Genomic DNA, 24,936 nt, shown 5'->3' on the forward strand with positions numbered 1-24,936 from the left:
CCGCTTCGCGGTGGTAAGCGCGCCGCGACGACGGATGCCGATTGGGACGGTCCGAAACGCCGACCCAAACCCTAACGTTGAAGTTTAGGGTTACCAGTGTCTCTGTTCGCTGGACTCTTCCGAACAGGACACTAAGTCGACAAGTGGCGCACGTTCAACGAACACGCCGAACCTCCCGTTTTTCTTTTCACCCTATGTGATCACCCGTAGCGCTGGCCAACCAGGGTGCTGGCCAGCGCCGATGAGCGTCAACTCCGCGACGAAGCGGGGGCGGTGGGGGCACTTACATCGAAGTGCCCCGCTTTGGGAGTCGCTTTCATCAGCGCGGTGAGAACACGGGCCTTCACGGCCCCGTCCTCTCCGCTGCCCCAGAACACGGTGCGGCCTCCGCCGAGCTCCAGAGTGATGGAGTCGTACGACGTGATCCGGACGACACGGGTGTCCTGGGCGATTTTCTCCGGGAGTTCGCCCGTCACGCCTACCGCCTCCCGCAGCAGCCGGTCCTCGTCGAAGCGGCGCAGGCTGGGCGAGGCGCCGGCCTGGAGCACGAGTCGGGGGACACCTCGGGGCGCTTTGTCCACGGTGGCGAAACGCATACCGGTAGAGTCCACTTCGGTGAACTTTCCGCCCTTTTCCAGGAGCAGGACGGGCTGTCGTTCCGTCACTTTCAGACCGATTCCGTGCGGCCAGGACCGCACCACGTCCACGCTGTCGATCCGGGGCAGCTCCCCGCGCAGCCGCGCCTCGATGGCGTCGGTGTCGACGGAGACCATCGGAGCACCGACCGGCACGGCCGCGGCCCGCTCGACCTCGTCCCGGGTGAGCACCGTCGTACCGGAGGTGCTCACCCGCTCGACGCGGAACCAGTTCGAGCCGTAGAGCGCCCAGATGCCGCCGGCCACGAGGACGACGGCGCCGAAGGCGATGAGGAGCACACGCGGGCCGGGCACCCGGAGATTCCGGGTGCCCGGTCGGGACGGCCGCGGCGACCCCTTGGACCTGCTGGTTCCACTCTTCTCGGCGGTCGCCGGTCCGGACACGTCCCCTGCCTTCCGTGTTCTCGGGGTTCTCGGCGCGCTACGCCTGTCGGCGGGCGGCGATCGCCTCGTACACCATGCCGACGAGGAGGTCGTCGGCGTCCCGGCGGCCGAACTCGGAGGCGGCGCGGGACATCTCGTACAGCCGGTGCGGATCGGCCAGTACGGGCAGGACGTTGGCCTGCACCCACTGCGGCGACAGTTCCGCGTCGTCGACGAGGAGTCCACCACCGGCCTTGACCACCGGCTGGGCGTTGAGCCGCTGTTCGCCGTTGCCGATGGGCAGCGGGACGTAGGCGGCCGGGAGCCCGACGGCGGACAGTTCGGCGACGGTCATCGCGCCCGCGCGGCAGAGCATCATGTCGGCGGCGGCGTACGCGAGGTCCATCCGGTCCACGTACGGTACCGGGACGTACGGCGGCATCCCGGGCATGTTGTCGACACGCGGCAGTTCGTTCTTCGGGCCGACCGCGTGCAGGATCTGGATGCCGGAGCGCTGGAGCACCGGGGCGATCTGCTGGACGACCTCGTTGAGCCGGCGTGCGCCCTGGGAGCCGCCGGACACCAGCAGGGTCGGCAGGTTCGGGTCGAGGCCGAAGGCGGCGCGCGCTTCTGGGCGGACCCGGGCCCGGTCGAGGGTGGCGATGGTGTGCCGCAGTGGGATGCCGATGTACCGGGAATTGCGCAGCTTGGAGTCCGGGGTGGCGACGGCGACCCCGGCCGCGTACCGCGAGCCGATCTTGTTGGCCAGGCCGGGCCGGGCGTTGGCCTCGTGGACCACGATCGGCACGCCGAGCCGCTTGGCCGCGAGATAGCCCGGCAGCGCCACGTAGCCGCCGAAGCCGACCACGCAGTCCGCCTTGGTGCGCTCCAGGATCTGCTCGGCGGCCTTGATGGTGCCGCGCAGCCGCCCGGGGACGGTGATCAGCTCGGGGGTGGGCTTGCGGGGCAGCGGGACGGCGGGGATGAGCGCCAGCTCATAGCCCCGCTCGGGCACCAGACGGGTCTCCAGGCCGCGCTCCGTGCCCAGCGCCGTGATGCCCACGCTGGGGTCCTGCCTGCGCAGGGCGTCCGCGAGTGCGAGCGCGGGCTCGATGTGGCCGGCTGTACCTCCGCCGGCGAGGACGACATGCACCGAAATTCACCGCTCTCCGGACGGACGCTTCTTGACGCGCCGTCGCATCGACTTCCATCTCCCCCCGGCCCGCTTGCCCCAGCCGGGGCGGCGCATGGCCAGGGCCGCTTTCGCGGCGGGATCCTGTCGCGCGAAGGCGATCAGGAGCCCGACGGCGAACATGGTCGGCAGCAGGGCTGAACCTCCGTAGGAGAACAGCGGGAGGGGGACTCCGGCGATCGGCAGCAGACCGAGCACCGCACCGATGTTGATCACGGCCTGCGCCGTGATCCAGGTGGTCACGCCTCCCGCGGCATACCTGACGAAGGGGTCCTCCGTACGTCCGGCCACGCGGATACCCGCATAGCCTAGAGCCGCGAACAGGGCCAGCACCGACAGCGTCCCCGCCAGACCCAGTTCCTCCCCGGTGACGGCGAAGATGAAGTCGGTGTGCGCTTCGGGGAGTTGGCCCCATTTTTCCACACTCGCACCCAGACCGGAACCGAACCATCCGCCCGAGGCCAGAGCATAGATTCCGTGCGCGGCCTGCCAGCACGGGTCCCCCGCGCCGCCCGGGTCGCTGGCGCCGAGGCAGCCGAACCGTTCCATCCGGTGCGGGCTGGTCTTGATCAGCACCATGCCGATCACGCCGGCGACGGTGAGCACCCCGACGAAGAGCCGGGTGGGCGCGCCTGCGGTCCACAGCAGTCCGAAGAGGATCGCGGTGAGAATGATCGCCGTGCCCATGTCACCGCCCAGCATGATCAGGCCGAGCAGCAGAAACGTACCGGGCACCAGCGGCACCAGCATGTGCTTCCACTGGGTGAGCAGCTTCATGTCCTGCTTGCGGGCCAGCAGGTCGGCTCCCCAGAGGATCAGCGCCAGTTTGCCGAACTCGCTGGGCTGCAGCATGAACGGTCCGCCCAGCGAGATCCAGTTCTGGTTGCCGCCGACCGCGACTCCTATCCCGGGGATCTGGACGAGCACCATCAGGAAGATCGCCCCGACCAGGATCGGGTAGGCGAGCGCCCGGTGCAGCTTCACCGGCATCCGGGAGGCCACCAGGAGCAGCCCCGCGCCGAGCAGCGCCGCGAAGAACTGCTTGCGGAAGAAGTACGAGGGCACCAGGTCGTAGCGGAGCGCCGTGATCATCGAGGCGGAGTAGACCATCACCAGGCCGAGCGCGGTGATGAGCAGTCCGGCGCCGACGATCACGTAGTACGCGGTCAGGGGCCGGTCCCAGGCCCTGCGGGCCCGCTCGTAGAGCCCCCGCACCCCGCCCGCGCGCGCCCTCCTCGGCGCCGCGGGGGCGCGGCCGCCGCCGCGTGCGGCGGAGGCCTCTCGCGTCCCGGCGGTTCTGCTCGGCATGGTCGCTGTCCCCTCCAGTCGTGCCCGGCGCGGCCGGACCTCCTTGCTGGTCAGGTCAGGCGTGCCCGGTCGTGGCGAGGGCGCGGACGGCGTCCGCGAAGGCCTCGCCCCGCTTGTTGTAGTCGGCGAACATGTCCATCGAGGCACAGGCCGGGGCCAGCAGGACCGTGTCCCCCGGCCGGGCGAGCCGGGTCGCCTCCTGGACCGCCGCGGACATCGCCCCAGTGTCGGTCCGGTCGAGGTCCACGACCGGGACCTCGGGCGCGTGTCGCGCCAGGGCTTCGCGGATCAGGGCCCGGTCCCGGCCGATCAGGACCACTCCGGCGAGCCGCTTCGCGGAGTTCCGGACGAGCTCGTCGAAGGTCGCGCCCTTGGCGAGGCCGCCGGCGATCCAGACGATCGGGTCGTAGGCCGCCAACGAGGCTTCCGCGGCGTGGGTGTTGGTGGCCTTGGAGTCGTCGACGTAGACGACGCCCTCGATCTCCTCGACCAGCTCGATGCGGTGCGGGTCGGGCCGGAAGGCCCGCAGCCCGTCCCGTACGGCCTTCGGCTCGACGCCGTAGGCGCGGGCGAGGGCGGCCGCGGCGAGCGCGTTGGCGATGTTGTGCGGGGCCGGCGGCTGGACGTCGGAGACCTCGGCCAGCTCCTGGGCGTTCTTCTGCCGGTTCTCGACGAAGGCCCGGTCGACGAGGATGCCCTCGACCACGCCGAGCTGCGAGGGGCCCGGGGTGCCGAGGGTGAAGCCGATGGCCCGGCAGCCCTCCTCGACGTCGGCCTCGCGGACCAGGTCCTCGGTCACCTGGTCGGCCACATTGTAGACGCAGGCGACCTGGTTGCCCTCGTAGATCCGGCCCTTGTCGGCGGCGTACGCCTCCATGGAGCCGTGCCAGTCGAGGTGGTCGGGTGCCAGGTTGAGCACGGCGGCCGAGTGGGCGCGCAGGGAGGGCGCCCAGTGCAGCTGGTAGCTGGAGAGCTCGACGGCGAGGACGTCGTAGGTCTCCTCGCCGAGGACGGCGTCGAGGAGCGAGACCCCGATGTTGCCGACGGCGGCGGTCCGCAGGCCGGCCGCCTGGAGGATGGAGGCGAGCATCCGCACGGTCGTGGTCTTGCCGTTGGTGCCGGTGACCGCGAGCCAGGGCGCCGCGTCCGGACCGCGCAGGCGCCAGGCCAGCTCCACGTCGCCCCAGACCTCCACGCCCGCCTCGGCGGCGGCCTGGAAGAGCGGCTTGTCGGGGCGCCAGCCCGGGGTGGTGACGATCAGTTCGGTGCCGGCCGGCAGGGTCGCGCCGTCGCCGAGGCGGACCGTGATCCCCTCCGCCTCCAGCTCGGCGGCCTGCGCCCGGGAGCGCTCGTCGTCGCCGTCGTTGACGACCGTGACGACCGCGCCCAGACCGTGCAGGACCCGGGCGGCGGGGATGCCGCTCACGCCCAGTCCGGCGACGGTGACCTTCTTGCCCTGCCAGTCCAGCTCGCTCACTTTTCGGATGCCCATCCCGCGTAGAAGAGGCCCAGGCCCACGATCACGCACATGCCCTGGATGATCCAGAAGCGGACGACGACGAGGACCTCCGACCACCCCTTGAGTTCGAAGTGGTGCTGGAGGGGCGCCATCCGGAAGACGCGCTTGCCGGTCATCTTGAAGGAGCCGACCTGGATGACCACGGACATCGTGATCATCACGAAGAGGCCGCCCAGGAGGGCCAGCAGCAGCTCCGTACGGGAGCAGATGGCGAGACCGGCGAGCGCGCCGCCGAGGGCCAGCGAGCCGGTGTCGCCCATGAAGATCTTGGCGGGCGAGGTGTTCCACCACAGGAAGCCGAAGCAGGCGCCCATCAGGGCGGAGGCGACCACCGCGAGGTCGAGCGGGTCGCGGACCTCGAAGCAGGCGTTCGGGTTGGTCAGGGTCATCGCGTTGGCGCACGACTCCTGGAACTGCCAGAGCCCGATGAAGGTGTACGCACCGAAGACCATCACCGACGCGCCGGTGGCCAGGCCGTCCAGACCGTCCGTCAGGTTCACGCCGTTGGACATGGCCAGGATCATGAAGAGCGCCCAGACCACGAAGAGCACCGGGCCGATGGCCCAGCCGAAGTCGGTGATGAAGGAGAGCTTCGTGGAGGCCGGGGTGAGTCCGCGCAGGTCCGCGAACTGCAGCGACAGCACGGCGAAGGCGATGCCGACGATCAGCTGGCCGGCCATCTTGGCCTTGGCCCGCAGACCCAGCGAACGCTGCTTGACGATCTTGATGTAGTCGTCGAGGAAGCCGACCAGGCCCATGCCGGCCATCAGGAAGAGGACGAGCACACCCGAGTACGTCGGGTCCTCACCGGTGATGACCTTGGCGAGCGCGTACGCGATGAGCGTGGCCAGGATGAAGGAGATGCCGCCCATGGTGGGCGTGCCCTTCTTGCCGGCGTGGCCGCGCGGGCCGTCGTCCCGGATGAACTGTCCGTATCCCTTGCGGGCGAGCAGCTTGATGAGCAGCGGGGTGCCGATCAGGGTCAGGAAGAGCCCGATGGCCCCCGCGAAGAGGATCTGCCTCATCGGCCGGCGACCTCGCCTTCGGAGCCGGCGTCGAGCAGTGCCAGGGCGACCCGTTCGAGGCCGACCGACCTGGATGCCTTCACCAGGACGATGTCCCCCGGTCGCAGCTCACTGCGCAACAGGTCGACCGCCGCCTGCGCGTCGGACACGTGCACCGACTCCTCACCCCACGAACCCTCGTTATAGGCGCCCAGTTGCAGCCAGGACGCTTCCCTGTCCCCGACCGCGACGAGCTTGCTGACGTTGAGCCGGACGGCGAGCCGTCCGACCGCGTCGTGCTCGGCGAGCGACTCGTCTCCGAGCTCGGCCATCTTGCCGAGCACCGCCCACGTACGGGAGCCCCTGGCCTGTGCAGACCTGCCCATGGCCGCGAGCGCGCGCAGAGCGGCTCGCATGGACTCGGGGTTCGCGTTGTAGGCGTCGTTGACGATCGTCACGCCGTCCGGACGCTCGGTGACCTCCATGCGCCAGCGCGACAGGGTGCCTGCCTCCGAGAGCGCGGTGGCGATCTCCTCGACGGGCATGCCCAGCTCATGGGCGACGGCGGCCGCGGCGAGCGCGTTCGACACGTGGTGCTCACCGTACAGGCGCAAGGTCACGTCACTGCACCCGGTGGGTGTGTGAAGCCTGAAAGAGGGCTGTCCGTTGTCTGTGAGCCGGACATTCTCGGCACGTACGGCCGCTTCGTCCGACTCTCCGAACAGGGTGACCCGCGCCTTGGTGCGGCTCGCCATCGCGCGCACCAGCGGGTCGTCGGCGTTGAGGACCGCGACACCTCCGTCCTCGGCGGCCGGCAGGGACTCGACGAGCTCGCCCTTGGCCTCGGCGATCTGCTCGCGGCCGCCGAACTCGCCGATGTGCGCGGTGCCCACGTTGAGGACGAGGCCGATGCGCGGCGGGGTCAGGCCGGTGAGGTAGCGGATGTGGCCGATTCCGCGCGCTCCCATCTCCAGGACGAGGTGCCGGGTCTCGGCGGTGGCCTTCAGCGCGGTCAGCGGCAGGCCGATCTCGTTGTTGAGGGAGCCGGGCGTCCACACGGTCGGCGCGTGGCGCTGCAGGACCTGGGCGATCAGGTCCTTCGTGGAGGTTTTGCCGGCCGAGCCGGTGAGCGCGACGACGTCGGTGCCGAGGCGGCCGACCACCTCGCGGGCGAGGGCCCCGAGCGCGGCCTGGACGTCGGTCACGACGATGGCGGGTACGCCGACGGGGCGGGCGGCGAGCACCGCCGCCGCACCGGCCTCGAAGGCGCGCTCCGCGTAGTCGTGGCCGTCGACGCGCTCGCCGGCGAAGGCGGCGAACAGGCTGCCGGGCTTCACCTCACGGGAGTCGATGACGACATGGCCGGTGACCAGGACGGCCGGATCCGGTATGTCGTGCGGCTGCCCGCCGACGATTTCGGCGATCTCGGCGAGGGAGAGGGCGATCACTGCTTCATCCCTGACTGTTCTTGTGACGGTGTTCGATCGCTTCGCGCAGGACCTGACGGTCGTCGAAGGGGCGGACCACCCCGGCGGCCTCCTGGCCCTGCTCGTGGCCCTTGCCGGCGACCAGGACGGTGTCGCCCGGCTGGGCGCGGGCGACGGCGGCGGCGATGGCGGCGGCCCGGTCGGCGTCGACCAGGACCTCGCCGCGCTCGGCGGCGGGCACCTCGGCGGCGCCCGCGAGCATCGCGGTGAGGATCGCGAGCGGGTCCTCGGAGCGCGGGTTGTCGGAGGTGAGGACGGCGGTGTCGGCGAGCCGGGCCGCGGCGGCGCCCATCGGGCCGCGCTTGGTGGTGTCGCGGTCGCCGCCGCAGCCGATGACGATGTGCAGCTTGCCGCGGGTGACCTCGCGCAGCGAGCGCAGGACCGATTCGACGGCGTCCGTCTTGTGCGCGTAGTCGACGACCGCGAGGTACGGCTGGCCGGCGTCGACCCGCTCCAGGCGGCCGGGGACGCCGGGGACGGCGGCGACGCCGTCGGCGGCGGTCTGCGGGTCGAGCCCGGCGGTGGCCAGGGTGACGATCGCGGCGAGGGTGTTGGCCACGTTGAACGGGCCGGGCAGCGGGGCGGTGGCCGAGATCCGCTCACCGTCCGGGCCGGCGACGGTGAACGTGGAGTCGGCCGCTCCGGTGGTGACGTCCTCCGCGCGCCAGTCGGCGTCCGGGTCGCCGGTGGCGGAGAAGGTGACGACCGGGACGGTCGCCTCCTCGGCGAGCCGGCGGCCGTAGGCGTCGTCGAGGTTCACCACGCCGCGTTTGCTGCGCTCCGGGGTGAACAGCCGCGCCTTGGCCTGGAAGTAGTCCTCCATGCCGGAGTGGAACTCCATGTGCTCCGGGCTCAGGTTGTTGAAGACGGCGACGTCGAAGACGCAGCCGTCGACCCGGCCGAGCACGAGGGCGTGGCTGGAGACCTCCATGGCGACGGCCTCGACGCCGCGTTCGCGCATGACCGCGAACAGGGCCTGGAGGTCGGTGGCCTCGGGAGTGGTGCGCTCGGACTTGATGCGCTCGTCACCGATGCGCATCTCGACGGTGCCGACCAGGCCGGTGGCCTTGCCCGCGCCGCGCAGTCCGCCCTCGACGAGGTAGGCGGTGGTGGTCTTGCCGGAGGTGCCGGTGATGCCGATCTGCAGCAGGTCCGCGCCGGGCCGCCGGTAGATCTCGGCGGCGAGCTCGCCCATCCGGCCGCGCGGGTCCTCGACCACGAGGACCGGCAGGCCGGTCGCCTCGGCCCGCTCGCGCCCTGCCGGGTCCGTCAGGACGGCGGCGGCGCCGAGCCCGGCGGCCTGGGCGACGAAGTCGGCGCCGTGCGCGCGGGCACCGGGCAGCGCCGCGTACACGTCACCCGGGCGCACCGCCCGCGAGTCGTGGGTGATGCCCGAGACCTCGGCGGCGTCGCCGGGGGCCTCGACGCCCAGCCGTGCGGCGAGCTCGCCCAGGGGTGTCGGGCGGAGCCGCTCCGGGCGGGGCGGGGTGGTTCGGTACTGATCAGCGTGTGGCACGGCGGTGAGCGTACCGGGCGCACCCTGCGCAGGGCTAAATGAGGCCGGGGCGTCGACGGAGTTCGATTTCCGGTTCCCGGAACGGGGGGTGATGGTTGTCACTGGTGCTCCCGGAGTGTCACGGGTTGGGCTTGAAGTTCACCGGCAGGCGGGCGGGGGCGCTGCCCGTGGGGGCGACGTGCAGGGTCTTCAGGGCGAACTCCATGACCTTCTTGTAGATCGGTCCGCAGATCTGGCCGCCGAAATAGCTGCCCTTGGTGGGGTTCTGGATGGCGCAGTAGACGGTGATACGGGGCTGGTCGGCGGGGGCGAAGCCGGCGAAGGAGGCGGTGTAGCCCTTGTAGCCGCCGCGTTCGGGGTCGACGCGGTTGGCGGTGCCGGTCTTTCCGGCGACCCGGTAGCCGGGGATGGCCGCCTTGTTTCCGGTGCCCTCCCGGTCGTCGACGACGGACTCCAGCATCTGCGCGAGGGTCTTGGCGGTCTTCTCGCTGATCACCCTGCTCTCCTTGGGCGCGGGCGCCGCGGTGAAACGGCCGTCGGGGCCCTTGGTGCCGCGCACCAGGCTCGGCTCGACGCGGACGCCGCCGTTGGCGATGGTCGAGTAGACCGAGGCTGCCTGCATGGCGCTGAGGGAGAGGCCCTGGCCGAAGGGGATCGTGTACTGCTGCGAGGTCGACCACTTCTCGGGCTTGGCGAGGATGCCGGGGGTCTCGCCGGGGTAGTCGAGGCCGGTGGGGCTGCCGATGCCGAACTTGCGCAGGTAGCTGTAGAGGACCCGGTTGGCCTCGGCCTGGTCCTTGCCGAGCTGGCCGGTGGCGAGGATGGTGCCGATGTTGCTGGACTTGGCGAGGACGCCGTTGAGGGTCAGATACCAGGTCGGGTGGTCGATGTCGTCCCCGAACAGCCGGTCGCCGCGGTGCAGCCGGTTGGGGACGGTGACCCGGGTGTCGGGGGCGGCCACGCCCTCCTCCAGGACGGCGGCCATGGACATGACCTTGCTGGTGGAGCCGGGCTCGTAGGCGTCCTGGAGCGCCGCGTTGCCCATGGCGGTGGCGTTGGCCTGCGAGAGGTCGTTGGGGTCGAAGCCGGGGGCGTTGGCCATGGCGAGGACCTCGCCGGTCCTGGTGTCCTGGACGACCACGTAGCCGCGGTCGGCCTTGGACTTCTTCACCTGCTCCGTGATGGCCTGCTGGGCCGCCCACTGGATGTCCCGGTCGATGGTCAGCTCGATGTCGGAGCCGGGCACGGCCGGGGTGCCCTGGGAACCGGCGGTGGGCACCCGGCGTCCGCCGGACTGGGCGAAGCGGATCTTCCCGTCCTTGCCGGCCAGGTCCTTGTCGAGCATGGACTCCACGCCGCCGGCGCCGCGGCCCTCGGCGTTGACGTACCCCAGTATCCCGGCGGCGAGTTCGCCGTTCGGGTACACGCGCTTGGTGCTGGGCTCGCTGAGGATGCCGCCGAGCAGACTGACGCCGTTGCCGCCGTTGGCGGGCTTCGCCTTCTGCGCGTAGACCTTCTTCAGGTCCTTGATCTGGTTCCAGACCTGGGGGGTCTGCTTGCGGGCGAGCAGGGTGTAGCGGGACTTGGGGGTGCGCAGCTTCCTCGCGAGGTCTGCGGGCTCCTTGCCGAGGAGCGGGGCGAGGAGCGCGGCGGCCTGTTCGGGGGCGTCCTCGACCTTGGCGTCCTCGGGCGTGAAGAGCTTGGGGTCGGCGGTGATGTCGTACGCGTCGACGCTCGCGGCCAGGGCGACGCCGGAGCGGTCGGTGATCTCGCCTCGGTCGGCGGAGAGCGTGTACTCCTGGTAGCGGTGCTTCTCGGCCTTGGCCGCGTACGCGCTGGCGTCGACGGCCTGGACCTGCAGGAGCCGCACCACGAAGGCGACCATGACCAGGGTCAGCCCGAGGGAGACCAGGCGCAGCCGGGGCTTGGGGCTGCCGAGCCGGATGGTGCGCACCCTGGCCGGGGGCCTGGCCGCGGGGCGCCGAGCCTGCGCGGGCCGCGGTGCCGGGCGGCCGGAGGCGGCGGGGCGGGGGCGTGCGGGCCGGGCGGGGCCGGGGACGCGGCGGCGCGGGGGCTCCTTGGAGGGCACGGGGTCACCTGCCGGAGGTCGTGGGGGCGGTCGCGGTGGTCTGCGGCGTGCCGGGGGGCGTCGAGGCGGGCGGCCCCGGCGGGCCGCCGGCCTTCTGCGGGTCCGGGGTCCCGGGGGGCGTGCCGCCCGGCGGGGTCGTCCGGCCGGCGTCGCTCTGCACCGGGGGTGTGGCCGCGGCGGGCGGAGCGGGTTTCGGGGAGGGCTTCGGGGACGTGGCCTTGGAGGGCACGCCACGGACCTTGCCGTCGGGGTCGAGGAAGGCGGGGCTGCCGCCGGGCACCATGCCGAGCTCGCGGGCGCGCCGCTCCAGGGCGTCGGGGGCGGCGCTGTCGTCCACGTCCCGCTGGAGGGCCTGCTCCTCGTCGGTGAGTTCGGTGGTCTTCTTCCTCAGCTCGCTGAGCTTGAAGGAGCCCTCGTTGAGGGCGGAGTTGAGCAGCAGCAGGGTGATCAGCCCGCCGCCGAGCAGGAGCACGACGAGCAGGACGAAGGGGGTGCGGGCCGCGGTGCTCGGCCCGGACGGCATCAGCCGGCCGAGCCGCGCGGCCCGCCCTTTGAGAGGCCCCTTCCGGCTCATGTCTGCTCGTCCTCCCTGATGCGCTGGGCGCCGCGCAGCCGGGCCGGGGCGGCGCGGCGGTTCTCGGCGACCTCTTCCTCGGTGGGGAGTTCGGCGCCTCGGGTGAGCAGCCGCAGGCGGGGCTGGTAGCGCTCCGGGACGACCGGGAGGCCGGGCGGGGCGGTGTTCGCGGCGCCCGCCGCGAAGACCTGCTTGACCAGCCGGTCTTCCAGCGAGTGGTACGACAGGACGGCGATCCGGCCACCGACGGCGAGGACCTTCACCGCCGCCGGGATGGCCCGCTCCAGGACCGACAGCTCGCCGTTGACCTCGATGCGCAGGGCCTGGAAGGTGCGCTTGGCGGGGTTGCCGCCGGTGCGCTTGGCCGCCTGCGGCAGGGAGTCGCGGATCAGCTCGACCAGCCGGGCGCTGTTGCTGAACGGCTCCTTGTCGCGTTCGCGCACGATCGCGGAGACGATCCGCTTGGCCTGCTTCTCCTCGCCGTACGCGCGCAGGATGCGGACCAGCTCGCCGGCCGGGTAGGTGTTGAGGACCTCGGCCGCGCTCATGCCGGTCGTCTGGTCCATGCGCATGTCGAGCGGAGCGTCCTGCGCGTAGGCGAAGCCGCGGTCGGCCTCGTCCAGCTGCATGGAGGAGACGCCCAGGTCGAAGAGGATTCCGTCGACGCGCGGGATGCCGAGCCGGTCCAGGACCTCGGGCAGCTCGTCGTAGACCGCGTGCACGAGGGTGGCGCGCTCCCCGTACGGGGCGAGCCGCTCGCCGGAGAGGCGCAGCGCCTCCTTGTCGCGGTCGAGGGCGACGAGCCGGGCCTCGGGGAAGCGCTGCAGGAGGGCCTCACTGTGGCCGCCGAGGCCGAGGGTGCAGTCGACGACGACCGCGCCGGGGCGCTCCAGGGCGGGGGCCAACATGTCCAGGCACCGCTGGAGCATCACCGGGACGTGTCGGTCGTTGCTCAATGCGCCCTCTCAGATCCGGCGGAAACGGGTACCACCGGCGAGCGGGAGGAGGCCGAGCCGCAGGTACCGCCGCACTTACGGGGAGAAACGGCGAAAATCGCTCGATGTCTCCGTGAACTTCGCGCCACTTTAGTCCACCGGACGGGCCGGTCAACCAACCGGCTGGCGCGTCGCGCGACCGGGAGCGGGCGGCCGGATCGTCCGGACGGCTCACCCGGATGGCCGCGGCCCGCCGCGGTCTGTGGGTTCGCTCACAACAAGGTTCATTGACGCTCTTTGTCCGCTCTCACAGCAGGCCTGGGCGATCGGTGACCACTACCGTCGAAGACATGTCGACCTCTGCGCACCCCTCCGCCGGCGCGATATCCCCCCAGACCACCGCGAACGCCGAGAACGCCGCGAACGCACTGAACGCCGAGAGCACGGTCACCGACCGTCTCGTCGAGGCGAACGCGCGCTACGCCGCCGACTTCACCGACCCCGGAATGGACGCGCGGCCCGTACTACGCGTCGCCGTGGTCGCCTGCATGGACGCCCGGCTCGACCTGCACGCCGCGCTCGGGCTCGAGCTCGGCGACTGCCACACCGTCCGCAACGCCGGCGGCGTCGTGACCGACGACGTGATCCGCTCCCTCACGATCAGCCAGCGGGCCCTCGGCACCCGCAGCGTGATGCTGGTCCACCACACCGGCTGCGGCCTGGAATCGCTCACCGAGGACTTCCGGCACGAGATCGAGGACGAGGTCGGCCAGCGCCCGGCCTGGGCCGTGGAGGCGTTCCGCGACGTCGACCAGGACGTGCGCCAGTCGATGCAGCGGGTGCGCACCTCCCCGTTCCTGCTGCACACCGACGACGTGCGCGGTTTCGTCTTCGACGTGACCACGGGCCTGCTGCGCGAGATCGATCCGATCGGCACCAATTCCCCGGCGTAACGTGTCAAACCCCGGCAATTCGCCCGCAGTTATCCACAGCCGGGGGGCCCGCAAGTGACACGACCCGGTCACGCGAACAACAATGCACGGGTGACACCCCCCGGACGAGTGCCGGGGGCAGGTGTCGGTGCTGCGAAAGGGCCGAGGAGGGCCGGGTGACGACCTATGACGATCGAGCGAGCCTCACTGATCTGACCACCACAGCGGAGCGGGTGCGCCGGTCGGTGGAAGGTGTGATCGAGGGCAAGCCCGAGGTCGTACGGCTTGCGCTGACCGTGCTGCTCGCCGAGGGACACCTCCTCATCGAGGACGTACCCGGCGTGGGCAAGACGATGCTGGCCAAGACGCTGGCCCGGTCCATCGACTGTTCGGTCCGGCGGATCCAGTTCACGCCCGACCTGCTGCCGTCGGACATCACCGGCGTGTCGATCTTCGACCAGCAGCGCCGGGACTTCGAGTTCAAGCCGGGCGCGATCTTCGCCCAGATCGTGATCGGCGACGAGATCAACCGGGCCTCGCCCAAGACCCAGTCCGCGCTCCTGGAGTCCATGGAGGAGCGCCAGGTCACGGTCGACGGCCAGACCTACGAGCTGCCCAGCCCCTTCATGGTGGTCGCCACCCAGAACCCGGTGGAGATGGAGGGCACCTATCCGCTGCCCGAGGCGCAGCGCGACCGCTTCATGGCCCGGGTCTCCATCGGCTACCCGAGCCCGGACGCCGAGCTGCAGATGCTCGACGTGCACGGCTCGGTCTCCCCGCTGGACGACCTCCAGCCGGTCGCCCACGCCCACGACGTGGTCAAGCTGATCGAGGCCGTCCGCGGCGTGCACGTCGCCGACGCGGTGAAGCGGTACGCGGTGGACATCGTCGCGGCCACCCGGACCCACCCGGACCTCAGACTCGGCGCGTCCCCGCGCGCCACGCTCCACCTGCTGCGGGCCGCCAAGGCCTCCGCCGCGCTCAGCGGCCGGGAGTACGTGCTGCCCGACGACCTCCAGGCGCTCGCCGCGCCGGTGCTCGCCCATCGTCTGCTGCCCACCGCGCAGGCCCAGCTGAACCGCCGCACCTCCGAGCAGGTCGTCCGCGACATCCTGCAGCGCACCCCCGTGCCGGCCGCCGCGCCCCCCGCGCCGCCCGCAGGACCCCTCTACGGCCAGCAGCCCGGCGCCCGGCGGCTGTGATGACCACCGCCGCCGCCCAGCAGGGGCACGCCCCCTCGGGGAACGGGGACGACGGCGACGACAGGGGCGGCCTGCGGGTCGCCCTGGCCGGCCTCACCACCCGCGGCCGGTCCTTCCTCGCCGCGGGGGTCGCCGCCGGCGTCTGCGCCTACGTCCTCGGCCAGGCCGATCTGCTGCGCGTCGGGCTGTTGCTCGCCGCCCTGCCGCTGGTCTGCGCCGTCGTGCTGCACCGCACCCGCTACCGGGTCGCGGGCACCCGCCGGCTCAGCCCGCACCGGGTCGAGACCGGCACCGAGGCCCGGGTCCACCTGCGCATGGACAACGTCTCCCGGCTGCCCACCGGCCTGCTGATGCTCCAGGACCACGTGCCGCACATGCTGGGCCCGAGGCCCCGCTTCGTGCTCGACCGGGTCGAGGCCGGCGGCCGCCGCGAGGTGTCCTACCGGGTCCGCTCCGACCTGCGCGGACGCTTCCCGCTCGGCCCGCTCCAGCTGCGGCTCAACGACCCCTTCGGCATGTGCGAGCTGACCCGCTCCTTCAGAGCGTACGACACGCTCACCGTCATCCCCCGCACCGAGGCGCTCCCGCCGGTGAAGCTCGCCGGCGAGTCCGCGGGATACGGGGACGGACAGCAGCGCTCCCTCGCGCTCGCCGGGGACGACGACATCATCCCTCGCGCCTACCGGCACGGCGACGACCTGCGCCGGGTCCACTGGCGCTCCACCGCCCGCTACGGCGAGCTGATGGTCCGCCGCGAGGAGCAGCCGCAGCGGGCCCGCTGCACGGTGCTGCTCGACACCCGGCGGATCGCCTACGAGGGCGGCGGACCCGACTCGGCCTTCGAATGGGCCGTCTCCGGCGCCGCCTCCGTCCTCGTGCACATGCTGGAGCGCGGGTACTCGGTCCGGCTGCTCACCGACACCGGCAGCACCGTGCCCGGCGAGGGCGCGGAGGGGTTCGCCGGCTCCGGACAGGACGCGGCCGAGGCCTCCGGGCTGATGATGGACACCCTCGCCGTCGTCGACCACTCCGACGGGGCCGGGCTCTCGCGCGCTTACGACGTGCTGCGCGGCGGCCACGAGGGCCTCCTGGTCGCCTTCCTCGGCGACCTCGACGAGGAGCAGGCGGAGCTCGCCGCCCGGACGCCCCGGCGCGGCGGCGCCGCCATCGCGTTCGTGCTCGACTCCGGGACCTGGCTGACCGGCGGCGCCGTCACCGGGGCGGTGGAGGACCGGCTGCGGCGGCTGCGCGAGGCGGGGTGGACGGCGATCGCCGTGCCCCCGGGCACGCGCCTGTCGCAGCTGTGGCAGCAGGCAGGCGGGGCACACACCCAGGCCTCCGCGGCCGATACCTACGGAGGTTGGTCATGAGCGGGCGCGGGCGGCTGACGCTTGCGGCCTTCGGCGCGTCGCTGATGGCGTCGGCCTCGCTGCTGCCGCTGGTGAAGCCGGCGACCTGGATCTTCACCGCGGCGATCCTGCTCGGACTGCAGAGCGCGGTCGGCACGCTGACCCGTCGGGTGCCACTGGCCCGGCCGCTGACGATCGCCGCCCAGTCCGTGGTCTCGCTGCTCGTGCTGACCCTGGTCTTCGTCCGGGAGCAGGCGATCCTCGGCGTCCTGCCGGGACCGCAGGCCTTCGCCGCGTTCGGCTCGCTGTTCCAGGCGGGCGTGGACGACGTCGGCACGTACGCGATCCCCGCCCCGAACACGGCCGGCATCCGGCTGCTGCTGGTCTGCGGGGTGGCGGTGATCGGCCTGCTCGTGGACGCGGTCGCGGTGACGTTCCGCAGCGCGGCCCCGGCGGGCCTGCCGCTGCTCGCGCTGTACTCGGTGGCGGCGGGGCTCTCGGGCGGCGGCGCGGGCGGACTGTTCTTCCTGCTGGCCGCGGCCGGCTATCTGCTGCTGCTCCTCGCGGAGAGCCGGGAACGGCTCTCCCAGTGGGGCCGGGTCTTCGGCGGGGCCCAGCGCTCGGGCCGGCCCGGTTCCGCGGCCGGCGAGGGCGGGCCCGCGTTCGCCCCGGTGCGCACCGGGCGGCGGATCGGCGTGGTCGCCCTGGGCGTCGCCCTGGTGGTGCCGCTGGTGCTGCCCGGGCTGAGCGGCGGGCTCTTCGGCGGGGCCGGCGACGGCGAGGGCACCGGCGGCAAGGGCGGCACGATCTCGGCGGTCAACCCGCTCGTCTCGCTCCAGGAGAACCTGCGCCAGCCGGAGGACCGCGAGGTCCTGCGCTACCGGACGAACGCCAGGGACACCGCGAACCTGTATCTGCGGCTGGTCGCGCTCGACCAGTTCGACGGCACGGCGTGGAAGTCCTCGGTCCGCCCGATCGAGGACGTGCCAGAGCCGCTGCCCTGGCCGGACGGCCTCGCCCGGGACGTCACGGCCACCGAGGTCACCACCAACCTGGTCGCCTCCCCTGCGTACGAGCAGAAGTGGCTGCCGATGCCCTACCCGGCGCAGAAGGTCTCCATCGGCGGCAGCTGGCGGTACGAGCCGGCCGGCCGGATGCTCGTCGGCGACAACGGGCAGAACACCAAGGGCGCCCGCTACACGGTGACCAGCCTGGACGTGCGGCCCACCGCCGACCAGCTGGCCGCGGCCCCGGCCGCCTCCGACAAGCTGCGCCGCGAGTACACCCGCATTCCGGCCTCGCTGCCCGCCGACGTGAAGTCGACGGCCCTGTCGGTGACCCGCGGGGCGCGCAACGACTACGAGCGGGCGGTGAAGCTCCAGGACTGGTTCGCCCACGACGGCGGCTTCCGCTACGACGTCGACGTCGAGTCCGGCACCGGGGTCCAGGCGATCTCCCGCTTCCTGAAGGACAAGGAGGGCTTCTGCGTCCACTTCTCCTTCTCGATGGCGGCGATGGCCCGCTCCCTGGGCATCCCCGCCCGGGTCGCGGTCGGCTTCATGCCGGGCACCGCGCAGTCCGACGGCTCGGTCTCGGTCGGCATCCGGGACGCGCACGCCTGGCCCGAGCTGTACTTCGAGGGGGCCGGCTGGACCCGCTTCGAGCCGACGCCCTCGCGCGGCACGGTGCCGGAGTACACCCGGGAGCAGTCCGCGGGCGGCAACGCGACGCCGTCGGCGCAGCCCTCGACCAGCGCGTCGGCGCAGCCCTCGGTGGCGCCGAGCGCCTCGGAGAGCTGCCCGCCGCAGCTGCGCAGGCTCGGTGAGTGCGGCCCGGACCAGGCGGCCGGCGGTGCCTCGTCGGACGACGGGGGGATGCCGCCGCTCCAGGTGGTCCTGATCTGCCTCGGTGTGCTGCTCGTGCTCGCGCTCCCGCTGCTGCCGCTGTGGTGGCGCACGCGGGTGCGGGCGCGGCGGCTCGGTCCTGCCGGGGACCCGGTGACCCGGATCCTCGCCGTCTGGCGGGAGATCAACGACACCGCCTGGGACTACGGGGTGGCCCCGGACGAGTCGCAGACCCCCCGCAGGACGGCGGCCCGGATGGTCCGCCTGGGCGAGCTGCCGCCGGACGCGGCGGACGCGGTGCACCGGGTGGCGCGCTCGGTCGAACAGGCCCTGTACGCCCCGCACCCCCGCCCGGCCACGGGCCTGACGGACCAGGCCGCCCTGATCCGCCGCGGCTTCCACACCTCGGCGACCCGTGCCCATCGCCTCCGCGCCCTGCTGGTCCCGCGCTCCGCTGCACGGGTGGTCTGGGCGGCCCAGGAGGGATGGGTCGCGCTGCGGGACTCCTGGTCGGCCAGGACCCGGAGCGCGATGCGGACCCTGTCCCGCCGCAAGCCCCGCGAGGCAGGCTGAGCCGAAGCCCGGGCCCCCGGCCGGGGTGGGCCGGCGCCCCGGGGGAACGGGGAGAGCGGCGCCCCGGCCCCTGGGGTGGGCCGGCGGCCCAAACCCCGGAGTGAGCCTGCGCCCCGGCCCCCCGGAGTGAGCCGGCGCCCCCGGCCCGCCCGGGTCCGGACCGGGCATGGCTGAACCCCTTGGGCCCGCACCGTCCGGTGCGGGCCCAAGGGGTTCAGGTCGTCGTCTGCGCAGGCCGCGTCAGTGGTGGCCGCCGCCCTGCTGTTCGTCGCGGCGGCGCTGCCACCGCTCTTCGATGCGGGTCATCATCGAGCGTCGCTGCCGGGTCTGACGGCCGCCTCCGGCCGCCGCTCCCTGCGCCTGCTCGCCCGGCTTGGGCGCCTTGCGCCATCCGGTGACCGCCAGGACCGCGCAGCCCAGCATGACGAGGAACCCCACCACGCTGATCCAGATCTGCTGAGCGACCATTCCGGCCATGAGGAGCGCGATACCCACCAGGAAGCCGGCGACTGCCTGGTAGACCCGTCGCCGGGTGTACGTACGCAGTCCGCTTCCCTCGAGCGCTGTCGCGAACTTGGGATCTTCGGCGTACAGCGCTCGCTCCATCTGCTCGAGCATTCGCTGCTCGTGCTCCGAGAGCGGCACGGAGTCCTCCTAGTCGTCGGTCGCGGGGGCGACCGGTTTGCGGCCCTTTCAGGATAGGCAGGGAATCGCCCCCGTGAAACCCGCCCTCAATGCCAAATCGCCAATCCGGGCCGCCATGCGGTTCGGATGCTGAGGCGTTGATTCCCCAGCGCCCTGCCCGTCATGCCGGATGGTGTCCCCCGATCATACGGGGACATGTCCCCGAAAGGGCGGGCTGTGGCGTACTCCATCTGCGGCTGCGCCGCTGCTCAGCACGTACGGCGATGCCCCGGGGCCGGAGCTCCGGGGCGCCTCCGTGCGGGTGGCCGGCCTGTCCGGCCGTGCTGTCAGGCGCGCTTCTCGCCGAGGACGTGCAGCTGGGTGGCGATGGCGTGGAAGGCCGGCAGCTCGGCCGCCGCCGCCTCGAGCCGGAGCAGGGCGTCCGCCGCGCCGGCCTCGGTGTCGACGAGGGCGCCGGGGACCAGGTCGGCGAAGACCCGGACGCCGTGCACGGCGCCGACGTCCAGCCCGGCGGCGTCCGCGAGCTCGGTGAGCTGCTCGGCGGTGAAGCGCCGGGGCACCGGGTCGCCCTCGCCCCAGCGGCCCGCCGGGTCGGTCAGCGCGTGCCGCGCCTCGGTGAAGTGCCCGGCCAGGGCGCGGGCCAGGACGGCGCCGCCGAGACCGGCGGCGAGCAGGCTGAGACCGCCGCCGGAACGCAGCGCGGCGACCGCGTTGCGCACGCCTTCGGCCGGGTCGTCCACGTACTCCAGGACGCCGTGGCACAGGACCACGTCGAAGCCCTCGCGGTCGACGACGTCGAAGAGGCCGCGGATGTCGCCCTGGACCCCCTGGACCCGGTCGGCGACGCCCGCCTCCGCGACCCGCCGCTCCAGCGCGAAGAGCGCGTTGGGGCTGGGGTCGACGACGGTGACCCGGTGACCGAGGCGGGCCACCGGGACCGCGAAGTTGCCCGAGCCGCCGCCCGTGTCGAGGACATCGAGCGTGTCCTTCCCGGTGGCCTTGACCCGGCGGTCGAGGGCGTCTTTGAGGACGTCCCAGACGACGGCGGTACGCAGGGAGGCGCGCGACGGGCGCGAGGTCGCCTCTCGACCGAAGACAGGGGAAGGGTCCGACACGGCTGTTGACTCCTCGGTGACGGGTACGAACGCTCCCCACCCTATGGCCTCGGGCCCCCTTGCCCGATCATCCCGTGGCCTCCTCCGCACCCGGCTGGCGCGGCAGTACGGGCTGGAGGACCAGGAGCCGCTCGACGAGGCGCAGGAAGACCCCGGCGGCCCGCAGCAGGTCGTCGGCGTCCCGGCAGCTCGCGGCGCCGGTGATGCCGGCCTCGGCGCGGGCCCGGCGCTCGGCGCCCGAGGCGAAGAGGGCGCTCCACTCGGTGAGCTCGGGCGCTATCTCGGGCAGCACCTCCCAGGTGCTGCGTATGCGGGCGCGCTTGCGGGGGTCGCGCTCGGGCCGGCCGCGGGCGGCGAGCACGGCCGCGGCGGTGCGCAGGGCGGCGAGGTGGGCGGTCGCGTAGCGCTCGTTGGGCACGTCGAGCGCGGCGGCCTCGTCGAGTCCGGCCCTGGCCTTGGCGAGCAGGTCGAGGGCGGCGGGCGGTGCCGAGGTGCGGCGCAGGACCGGGTGGACGTCGGACGCGGGTCCGAGCTGGGCGGGGGCAGTGCTTCCGCCGGTGCGGCGGCGGGGCGTGGCTGCGGCGGAGTGGCCGGCCATGACGAGCCTCCTGTCGTCGGGTGACGGCGCTGTGGCCGTATGTGTTCATCGTGCACGGCCCCACTGACAATCAGGTTGACCTGGCCTTTTGCCTGTCGGCCCACCGAGCGGTAAGTTTTTGCACTGACCGGTCAGTGCAAAAGAGGGGGGATCGGTGGAAGCGCACCCGGACGAACCGCACGGCGCCGTCGTCGTCGCGGACGGATACGGGCTGAAGGGTCCACGCGGCTGGGCCTTCCGCGGGATCGGCTTCGAGGCCGCCCCCGGATCGCTGGTCGCGATCGAGGGGCCCTCCGGCTCCGGCCGCACCTGCCTGCTGCTCGCCCTCACCGGCCGCATGAAGGCCCACGAGGGCCACGCCGAGGTCGCCGGGCTCCGGATGCCCCGCAGGATGGCAGCGGTACGGCGGATCAGCGCGCTCGGCCCGGTGCCGGGCGTCAGCGACCTCGACCCGGCCCTCACCGTCGCCGAGCACCTGCGCGAGCGGGCCCTGCTCCAGCGCCGCTTCGACGGCTCCGTCAAGGCCCTGCTCCGGCCGCCCGCCGAGCGCGCGGCCGCCACCAGGACCCGGATCGACGAGTCCCTGGCCGCCGCCGGGCTCGACACCACGACGCTCCCGAAGGGCGAGCGGACCGCGGTGCGCGACCTGGAGCGGCTGGAGGCGCTGCGCCTGTCGATCGCGCTGGCCCTCATCGGCCGGCCCCGGCTGCTCGCCCTGGACGACGCGGACCTGAAACTCTCGGACGCCGACCGCGCCGAGGCCTGGGCACTGCTCCGGTCCGTCGCCGACTCCGGCACCACCGTCCTCGCCGTCTGCAGCGAGGCCCCCGAAGGCGCCCTGCGGGTCTCCACGGCCCCGGCCGCCGGGGACGCACCGGACGAGCCCACGCAGGCCGACACCGCGGAGGCCGACACCGCGGACGGCGAGGCGGCCACCGACACCACCGAAGGCGCCGAAGCGACCGCGGCGGCCGACGACGCCGAGGACGAAACCGCCCGGGACGAAGCCGCCCAGGACGACACCGAAGACACCATCCAGAAGGGGGAGGCCGATGCGCTCGCCGAGACTGGCCGCGCTTGAGCTGAAGCGGTTCGGCAGGGGGAAGCTGCCGCGCGCCGCGCTCGTCGCGATCCTGCTGCTGCCGCTGCTCTACGGTGCGCTGTACCTGTGGTCCTTCTGGGACCCGTACAGCAGGCTCGACAAGATCCCCGTCGCCCTCGTGAACGAGGACAAGGGCGCCACCACCGGCGGGCAGAAGATCACCGCGGGCGCCGACATCACCGAGAACCTGCGCAAGAGCGCCGTCTTCGAGTGGCACGAGGTGAGCGACGCGGAGGCCCGCGAGGGCGTCGAGGACGGCACGTACTACCTGTCCCTGACCATGCCCTCCGACTTCAGTGCGCGCATCGCCTCCAGTTCCGGCGACTCCCCCGAGACCGGCGCGCTGAAGGTCCGCACGAACGACGCCAACAACTACATCGTCGGCCAGATCTCCCGCACGGTCTTCTCCGAGGTGCGCACCGCCGCCTCCACCAAGTCCTCGCGCACCTTCCTCGACAAGATCTTCATCTCCTTCTCCGACCTCCACGACGCGACCGAGAAGGCCGCCAAGGGCGCCGGCGACCTCAAGGACGGCGTCGACAAGGCGAAGGCGGGCTCCAAGAGCCTCGCCGACGGCCTGAAGGACGCCAAGAAGGGCAGCGGCGACCTGGCCTCGGGCCTGAAGAAGCTCGACAAGGGCGCCAAGGACCTGGAGACCGGCTCCCGCAAGGTCGCGAACGGCACCCAGAAGCTCGCCGACAGGGTCAACGGCGAGGCCGACAAGGTCCGCCCCTACCTGGCCAACAACGGCAAGTCGATCCGCGACACCGCCCGGCTCGTCTCCGACGCCGCCACCGCCACCAAGCACAACCTGGACGACCTGGTGCGGCGCGCCCCGCTCGCGCGCAGCGCCGCCCACAAGGCGGACGACAAGCTGGACGCGTTCTACCGCAAGCGGTGCGTGACCAACCCGCTGCCGAACGCCCAGGAGTGCGAGGTCCTCAAGGAGGCCTCGGTCACCTCCGACGACGTCGCGAAGATCGCCGACGACCTGCACGAGCTGACCAAGGACAGCAAGGGCGACCTGAAGACCCTGAACACCCGGCTGGACAAGCTGAAGAAGGACGCCGACGAACTGGCCCGGCGCGCCCCGCACCTCGACGAGGACGTCGACTACGCGATCAGGAAGATCAACGAGCTCAACGCGGGCGCCAGGAAGGTCGCCGACGGCGCCGACCGGCTGCACACCGGTCTGACCAGCGCGCGCACCGGCTCGGTCGGCCTGGACACCGGCGTCGGCAAGCTCAAGAAGGGCGCCGGCGAACTCGACGGCGGCCTGTTCAAGCTGGCCGACGGCTCCGGCGAACTGGCCACCGGCCTGAACGACGGCGTCAGGAAGATCCCCGACTACGACAAGCAGGACCGCGACCGCCGCACCGAGGTGATGGCCGACCCGGTCAAGCTCGCCGCCCAGTCGATGCACAAGGCGCCCAACTACGGCACCGGTTTCGCCCCGTACTTCATCCCGCTCTCCCTCTGGGTCGGCGCGATGGTCGCGTACATGCTCATCCAGCCGCTCAACCGCCGCGCCCTCGCCGCCGGCGCCTCCGCCTGGCGGATCGCGCTCGCGGGCTGGCTGCCGGTCGCCGCGATCGGCGTCCTCCAGGTGGCCGCCCTGATGTCCGTGCTCCACTGGGGCCTTGGCCTGCAGATGGCGAGGGCCGCCGGCACCGTCGGCTTCCTCGCCCTGGTGACCTGCTGCTTCGCCGCCATCATCCAGTGGCTCAACGCCCGCTTCGGCGCGGCGGGCCGCATCCTGGTGCTCGCGGTGCTGATGCTCCAGCTGACCTCGGCGGGCGGCACCTATCCCGTGCAGACAAGCCCCGGCTTCTTCAACGCCATCCACCCCTACCTCCCGATGACGTACGTGGTCGAGGCGCTGCGCCGGCTCATCTCGGGCGGCGGCATCGGACCGGTCTGGCAGGCGTGCGCCGTGCTCACCGCCTTCACCGTCGGCGCGCTCGCGCTGACCGCCGTCTCCGCCCGCCGCAAGCAGGTGTGGACGCTGGACCGGCTCCACCCCGACCTGTCGCTCTGAACCTGTGAGAATCGTGCCCATGGACAGCAGCAGCACCAGACGCCAGGCCACCCGCAGCAAGCTCTACGAGGCGGCCGTCACCCTCATCGCGGAGCAGGGCTTCTCGGCGACCACGGTCGACGAGATCGCGGAGCGCGCGGGGGTGGCCAAGGGCACGGTCTACTACAACTTCAAGAGCAAGACCGAGCTCTTCGAAGAGCTGCTGCGGCACGGCGTCTCCCTCCTCACCGCCTCCCTCAGGACGGCGGCCGAGGAGACCGCCGAGCGGGGCGGCAGCCGGGTCGAGGCGCTGGACGCGATGATCCGTGCGGGCCTGGTCTTCATCGACCGCTACCCGGCCTTCACTCAGCTGTACGTGGCCGAGCTCTGGCGCACCGGACGGGCCTGGAACTCCACGCTCCTGGTGGTCCGTCAGGAGGCCGTGGCGGTGGTCGAGAACGTGCTGCGGGAGGGCGTGGCCGCCGGGGAGCTGAGCGACGAGATCGACGTGCAGCTGACGGCGGCGGCCCTGGTCGGCATGGTCCTGGTGGCCGCGCTCGACTGGCAGGCCTTCCAGAGCGAGCGCTCCCTGGACGACGTCCACGCGGCGCTCTCCCGGCTGCTGCACGGACGGGTGGGCGGCTGCTAGGCAGCGCTCCTCTCCGCACCGGTGGCCGTAACCCGTGGCCGTACGCCGGTACGACGAAAGGCGCCGGTCCTGCGAGGCTCGATCCCCCCGAGCCTCGCCGGACCGGCGCTTCCTTACGTACCCCCGTGCACCCCCGTGCCCCCGTGGTACCCCCGTACCGGCAGGCGCGCGGCCCGCTCCGCCGCCCCGTGACGGCGGTCCGGAGCCGCGCCCCTTCCGTGTGCTCCACTCTCTCGTCCGCGCAGGTCATGGCCCATCCGCATCCCT

General features: G+C 72.5%; 20 protein-coding genes. 7 read left to right on the forward strand and 13 right to left on the reverse strand.

What is annotated here, in order from left to right:
• Positions 1 to 248: 248 nt before the first annotated feature.
• The 10 genes from ACIGEZ_RS01555 to rsmH are packed head-to-tail and all read right to left on the reverse strand — an operon-like array spanning position 249 to position 12,664.
• Positions 249 to 1,040 (reverse strand): cell division protein FtsQ/DivIB, encoded by a 792-nt coding sequence (locus ACIGEZ_RS01555; protein WP_399824571.1) that lies wholly within the window; start codon positions 1,038 to 1,040, stop codon positions 249 to 251.
• A 37-nt stretch (positions 1,041 to 1,077) separates the two neighbouring features.
• Entirely contained in the window at positions 1,078 to 2,172 is a 1,095-nt protein-coding gene (gene murG, locus ACIGEZ_RS01560; protein ID WP_399824572.1) for an undecaprenyldiphospho-muramoylpentapeptide beta-N-acetylglucosaminyltransferase, read from the reverse strand.
• Between the two features lie 6 nt (positions 2,173 to 2,178).
• Positions 2,179 to 3,519 carry a putative lipid II flippase FtsW gene (gene ftsW / locus ACIGEZ_RS01565; RefSeq protein ID WP_399824573.1) on the reverse strand — a complete coding sequence of 447 codons (1,341 nt, stop codon included), beginning with the start codon at positions 3,517 to 3,519 and terminating at the stop codon, positions 2,179 to 2,181.
• 55 nt (positions 3,520 to 3,574) lie between these two features.
• Positions 3,575 to 5,011, reverse strand: a complete 1,437-nt coding sequence (gene murD / locus ACIGEZ_RS01570) for a UDP-N-acetylmuramoyl-L-alanine--D-glutamate ligase (RefSeq protein WP_399824575.1) — start codon at positions 5,009 to 5,011, stop codon at positions 3,575 to 3,577.
• Positions 4,993 to 6,063 carry a phospho-N-acetylmuramoyl-pentapeptide-transferase gene (gene mraY / locus ACIGEZ_RS01575; RefSeq protein ID WP_399824576.1) on the reverse strand — a complete coding sequence of 357 codons (1,071 nt, stop codon included), beginning with the start codon at positions 6,061 to 6,063 and terminating at the stop codon, positions 4,993 to 4,995. Before mraY ends, murD begins: the two co-directional genes overlap by 19 nt.
• Entirely contained in the window at positions 6,060 to 7,490 is a 1,431-nt protein-coding gene (murF, locus tag ACIGEZ_RS01580; protein WP_399824578.1) for a UDP-N-acetylmuramoyl-tripeptide--D-alanyl-D-alanine ligase, read from the reverse strand. Before murF ends, mraY begins: the two co-directional genes overlap by 4 nt.
• A gap of 4 nt (positions 7,491 to 7,494) precedes the next feature.
• A complete protein-coding gene (locus ACIGEZ_RS01585) occupies positions 7,495 to 9,147 on the reverse strand; it encodes a UDP-N-acetylmuramoyl-L-alanyl-D-glutamate--2,6-diaminopimelate ligase (RefSeq protein ID WP_399824579.1) in 1,653 nt (550 codons plus the stop codon).
• Between the two features lie 16 nt (positions 9,148 to 9,163).
• Entirely contained in the window at positions 9,164 to 11,134 is a 1,971-nt protein-coding gene (locus ACIGEZ_RS01590; RefSeq protein ID WP_399824580.1) for a peptidoglycan D,D-transpeptidase FtsI family protein, read from the reverse strand.
• A gap of 4 nt (positions 11,135 to 11,138) precedes the next feature.
• Positions 11,139 to 11,708 carry a septum formation initiator family protein gene (locus ACIGEZ_RS01595; RefSeq protein WP_399824581.1) on the reverse strand — a complete coding sequence of 190 codons (570 nt, stop codon included), beginning with the start codon at positions 11,706 to 11,708 and terminating at the stop codon, positions 11,139 to 11,141.
• A complete protein-coding gene (rsmH, locus tag ACIGEZ_RS01600; RefSeq protein WP_399824582.1) occupies positions 11,705 to 12,664 on the reverse strand; it encodes a 16S rRNA (cytosine(1402)-N(4))-methyltransferase RsmH in 960 nt (319 codons plus the stop codon). The genes ACIGEZ_RS01595 and rsmH overlap by 4 nt, the downstream gene beginning before the upstream one ends.
• Before the next feature lie 329 nt (positions 12,665 to 12,993).
• Between rsmH and ACIGEZ_RS01605 the strand changes: the two genes are divergently transcribed.
• The 4 genes from ACIGEZ_RS01605 to ACIGEZ_RS01620 all read left to right on the forward strand — a co-directional run bounded on the left by ACIGEZ_RS01605 (position 12,994) and on the right by ACIGEZ_RS01620 (position 18,543).
• Positions 12,994 to 13,596, forward strand: a complete 603-nt coding sequence (locus tag ACIGEZ_RS01605) for a beta-class carbonic anhydrase (protein WP_399824583.1) — start codon at positions 12,994 to 12,996, stop codon at positions 13,594 to 13,596.
• A 155-nt stretch (positions 13,597 to 13,751) separates the two neighbouring features.
• Complete coding sequence (locus tag ACIGEZ_RS01610; RefSeq protein WP_399824585.1) at positions 13,752 to 14,777, forward strand: AAA family ATPase; 1,026 nt, start codon at positions 13,752 to 13,754, stop codon at positions 14,775 to 14,777.
• Entirely contained in the window at positions 14,777 to 16,147 is a 1,371-nt protein-coding gene (locus tag ACIGEZ_RS01615; protein WP_399824587.1) for a DUF58 domain-containing protein, read from the forward strand. Before ACIGEZ_RS01610 ends, ACIGEZ_RS01615 begins: the two co-directional genes overlap by 1 nt.
• On the forward strand, positions 16,144 to 18,543 hold the full coding sequence (locus ACIGEZ_RS01620) for a DUF3488 and DUF4129 domain-containing transglutaminase family protein (RefSeq protein ID WP_399824588.1): 2,400 nt from the start codon (positions 16,144 to 16,146) through the stop codon (positions 18,541 to 18,543). The genes ACIGEZ_RS01615 and ACIGEZ_RS01620 overlap by 4 nt, the downstream gene beginning before the upstream one ends.
• 240 nt (positions 18,544 to 18,783) lie before the next feature.
• Here ACIGEZ_RS01620 and ACIGEZ_RS01625 read toward each other — a convergent pair whose 3' ends face one another.
• The 3 genes from ACIGEZ_RS01625 to ACIGEZ_RS01635 form a co-directional block, all read right to left on the reverse strand.
• Positions 18,784 to 19,188 carry a DUF3040 domain-containing protein gene (locus ACIGEZ_RS01625; protein WP_399824589.1) on the reverse strand — a complete coding sequence of 135 codons (405 nt, stop codon included), beginning with the start codon at positions 19,186 to 19,188 and terminating at the stop codon, positions 18,784 to 18,786.
• A gap of 326 nt (positions 19,189 to 19,514) precedes the next feature.
• Positions 19,515 to 20,303 carry a methyltransferase gene (locus ACIGEZ_RS01630; protein WP_399824591.1) on the reverse strand — a complete coding sequence of 263 codons (789 nt, stop codon included), beginning with the start codon at positions 20,301 to 20,303 and terminating at the stop codon, positions 19,515 to 19,517.
• A gap of 67 nt (positions 20,304 to 20,370) precedes the next feature.
• Positions 20,371 to 20,901 carry an SAV_6107 family HEPN domain-containing protein gene (locus ACIGEZ_RS01635; protein ID WP_399824592.1) on the reverse strand — a complete coding sequence of 177 codons (531 nt, stop codon included), beginning with the start codon at positions 20,899 to 20,901 and terminating at the stop codon, positions 20,371 to 20,373.
• 154 nt (positions 20,902 to 21,055) lie between these two features.
• On the opposite strand from ACIGEZ_RS01635, the gene ACIGEZ_RS01640 reads away from it, so the two are divergent.
• Genes ACIGEZ_RS01640 through ACIGEZ_RS01650 form a run of 3 tightly spaced genes read left to right on the forward strand, consistent with a single transcriptional unit; the run spans position 21,056 to position 24,669 of the window.
• Complete coding sequence (locus ACIGEZ_RS01640; RefSeq protein ID WP_399824594.1) at positions 21,056 to 21,982, forward strand: ATP-binding cassette domain-containing protein; 927 nt, start codon at positions 21,056 to 21,058, stop codon at positions 21,980 to 21,982.
• Positions 21,954 to 24,041 (forward strand): YhgE/Pip family protein, encoded by a 2,088-nt coding sequence (locus ACIGEZ_RS01645; protein WP_399824595.1) that lies wholly within the window; start codon positions 21,954 to 21,956, stop codon positions 24,039 to 24,041. The genes ACIGEZ_RS01640 and ACIGEZ_RS01645 overlap by 29 nt, the downstream gene beginning before the upstream one ends.
• A gap of 19 nt (positions 24,042 to 24,060) precedes the next feature.
• A complete protein-coding gene (locus ACIGEZ_RS01650; protein WP_399824596.1) occupies positions 24,061 to 24,669 on the forward strand; it encodes a TetR/AcrR family transcriptional regulator in 609 nt (202 codons plus the stop codon).
• Positions 24,670 to 24,936: the final 267 nt, after the last annotated feature.

The organism is Streptomyces sp. NPDC085481 (assembly GCF_044541845.1).
Lineage (GTDB): Bacteria > Actinomycetota > Actinomycetes > Streptomycetales > Streptomycetaceae > Streptomyces.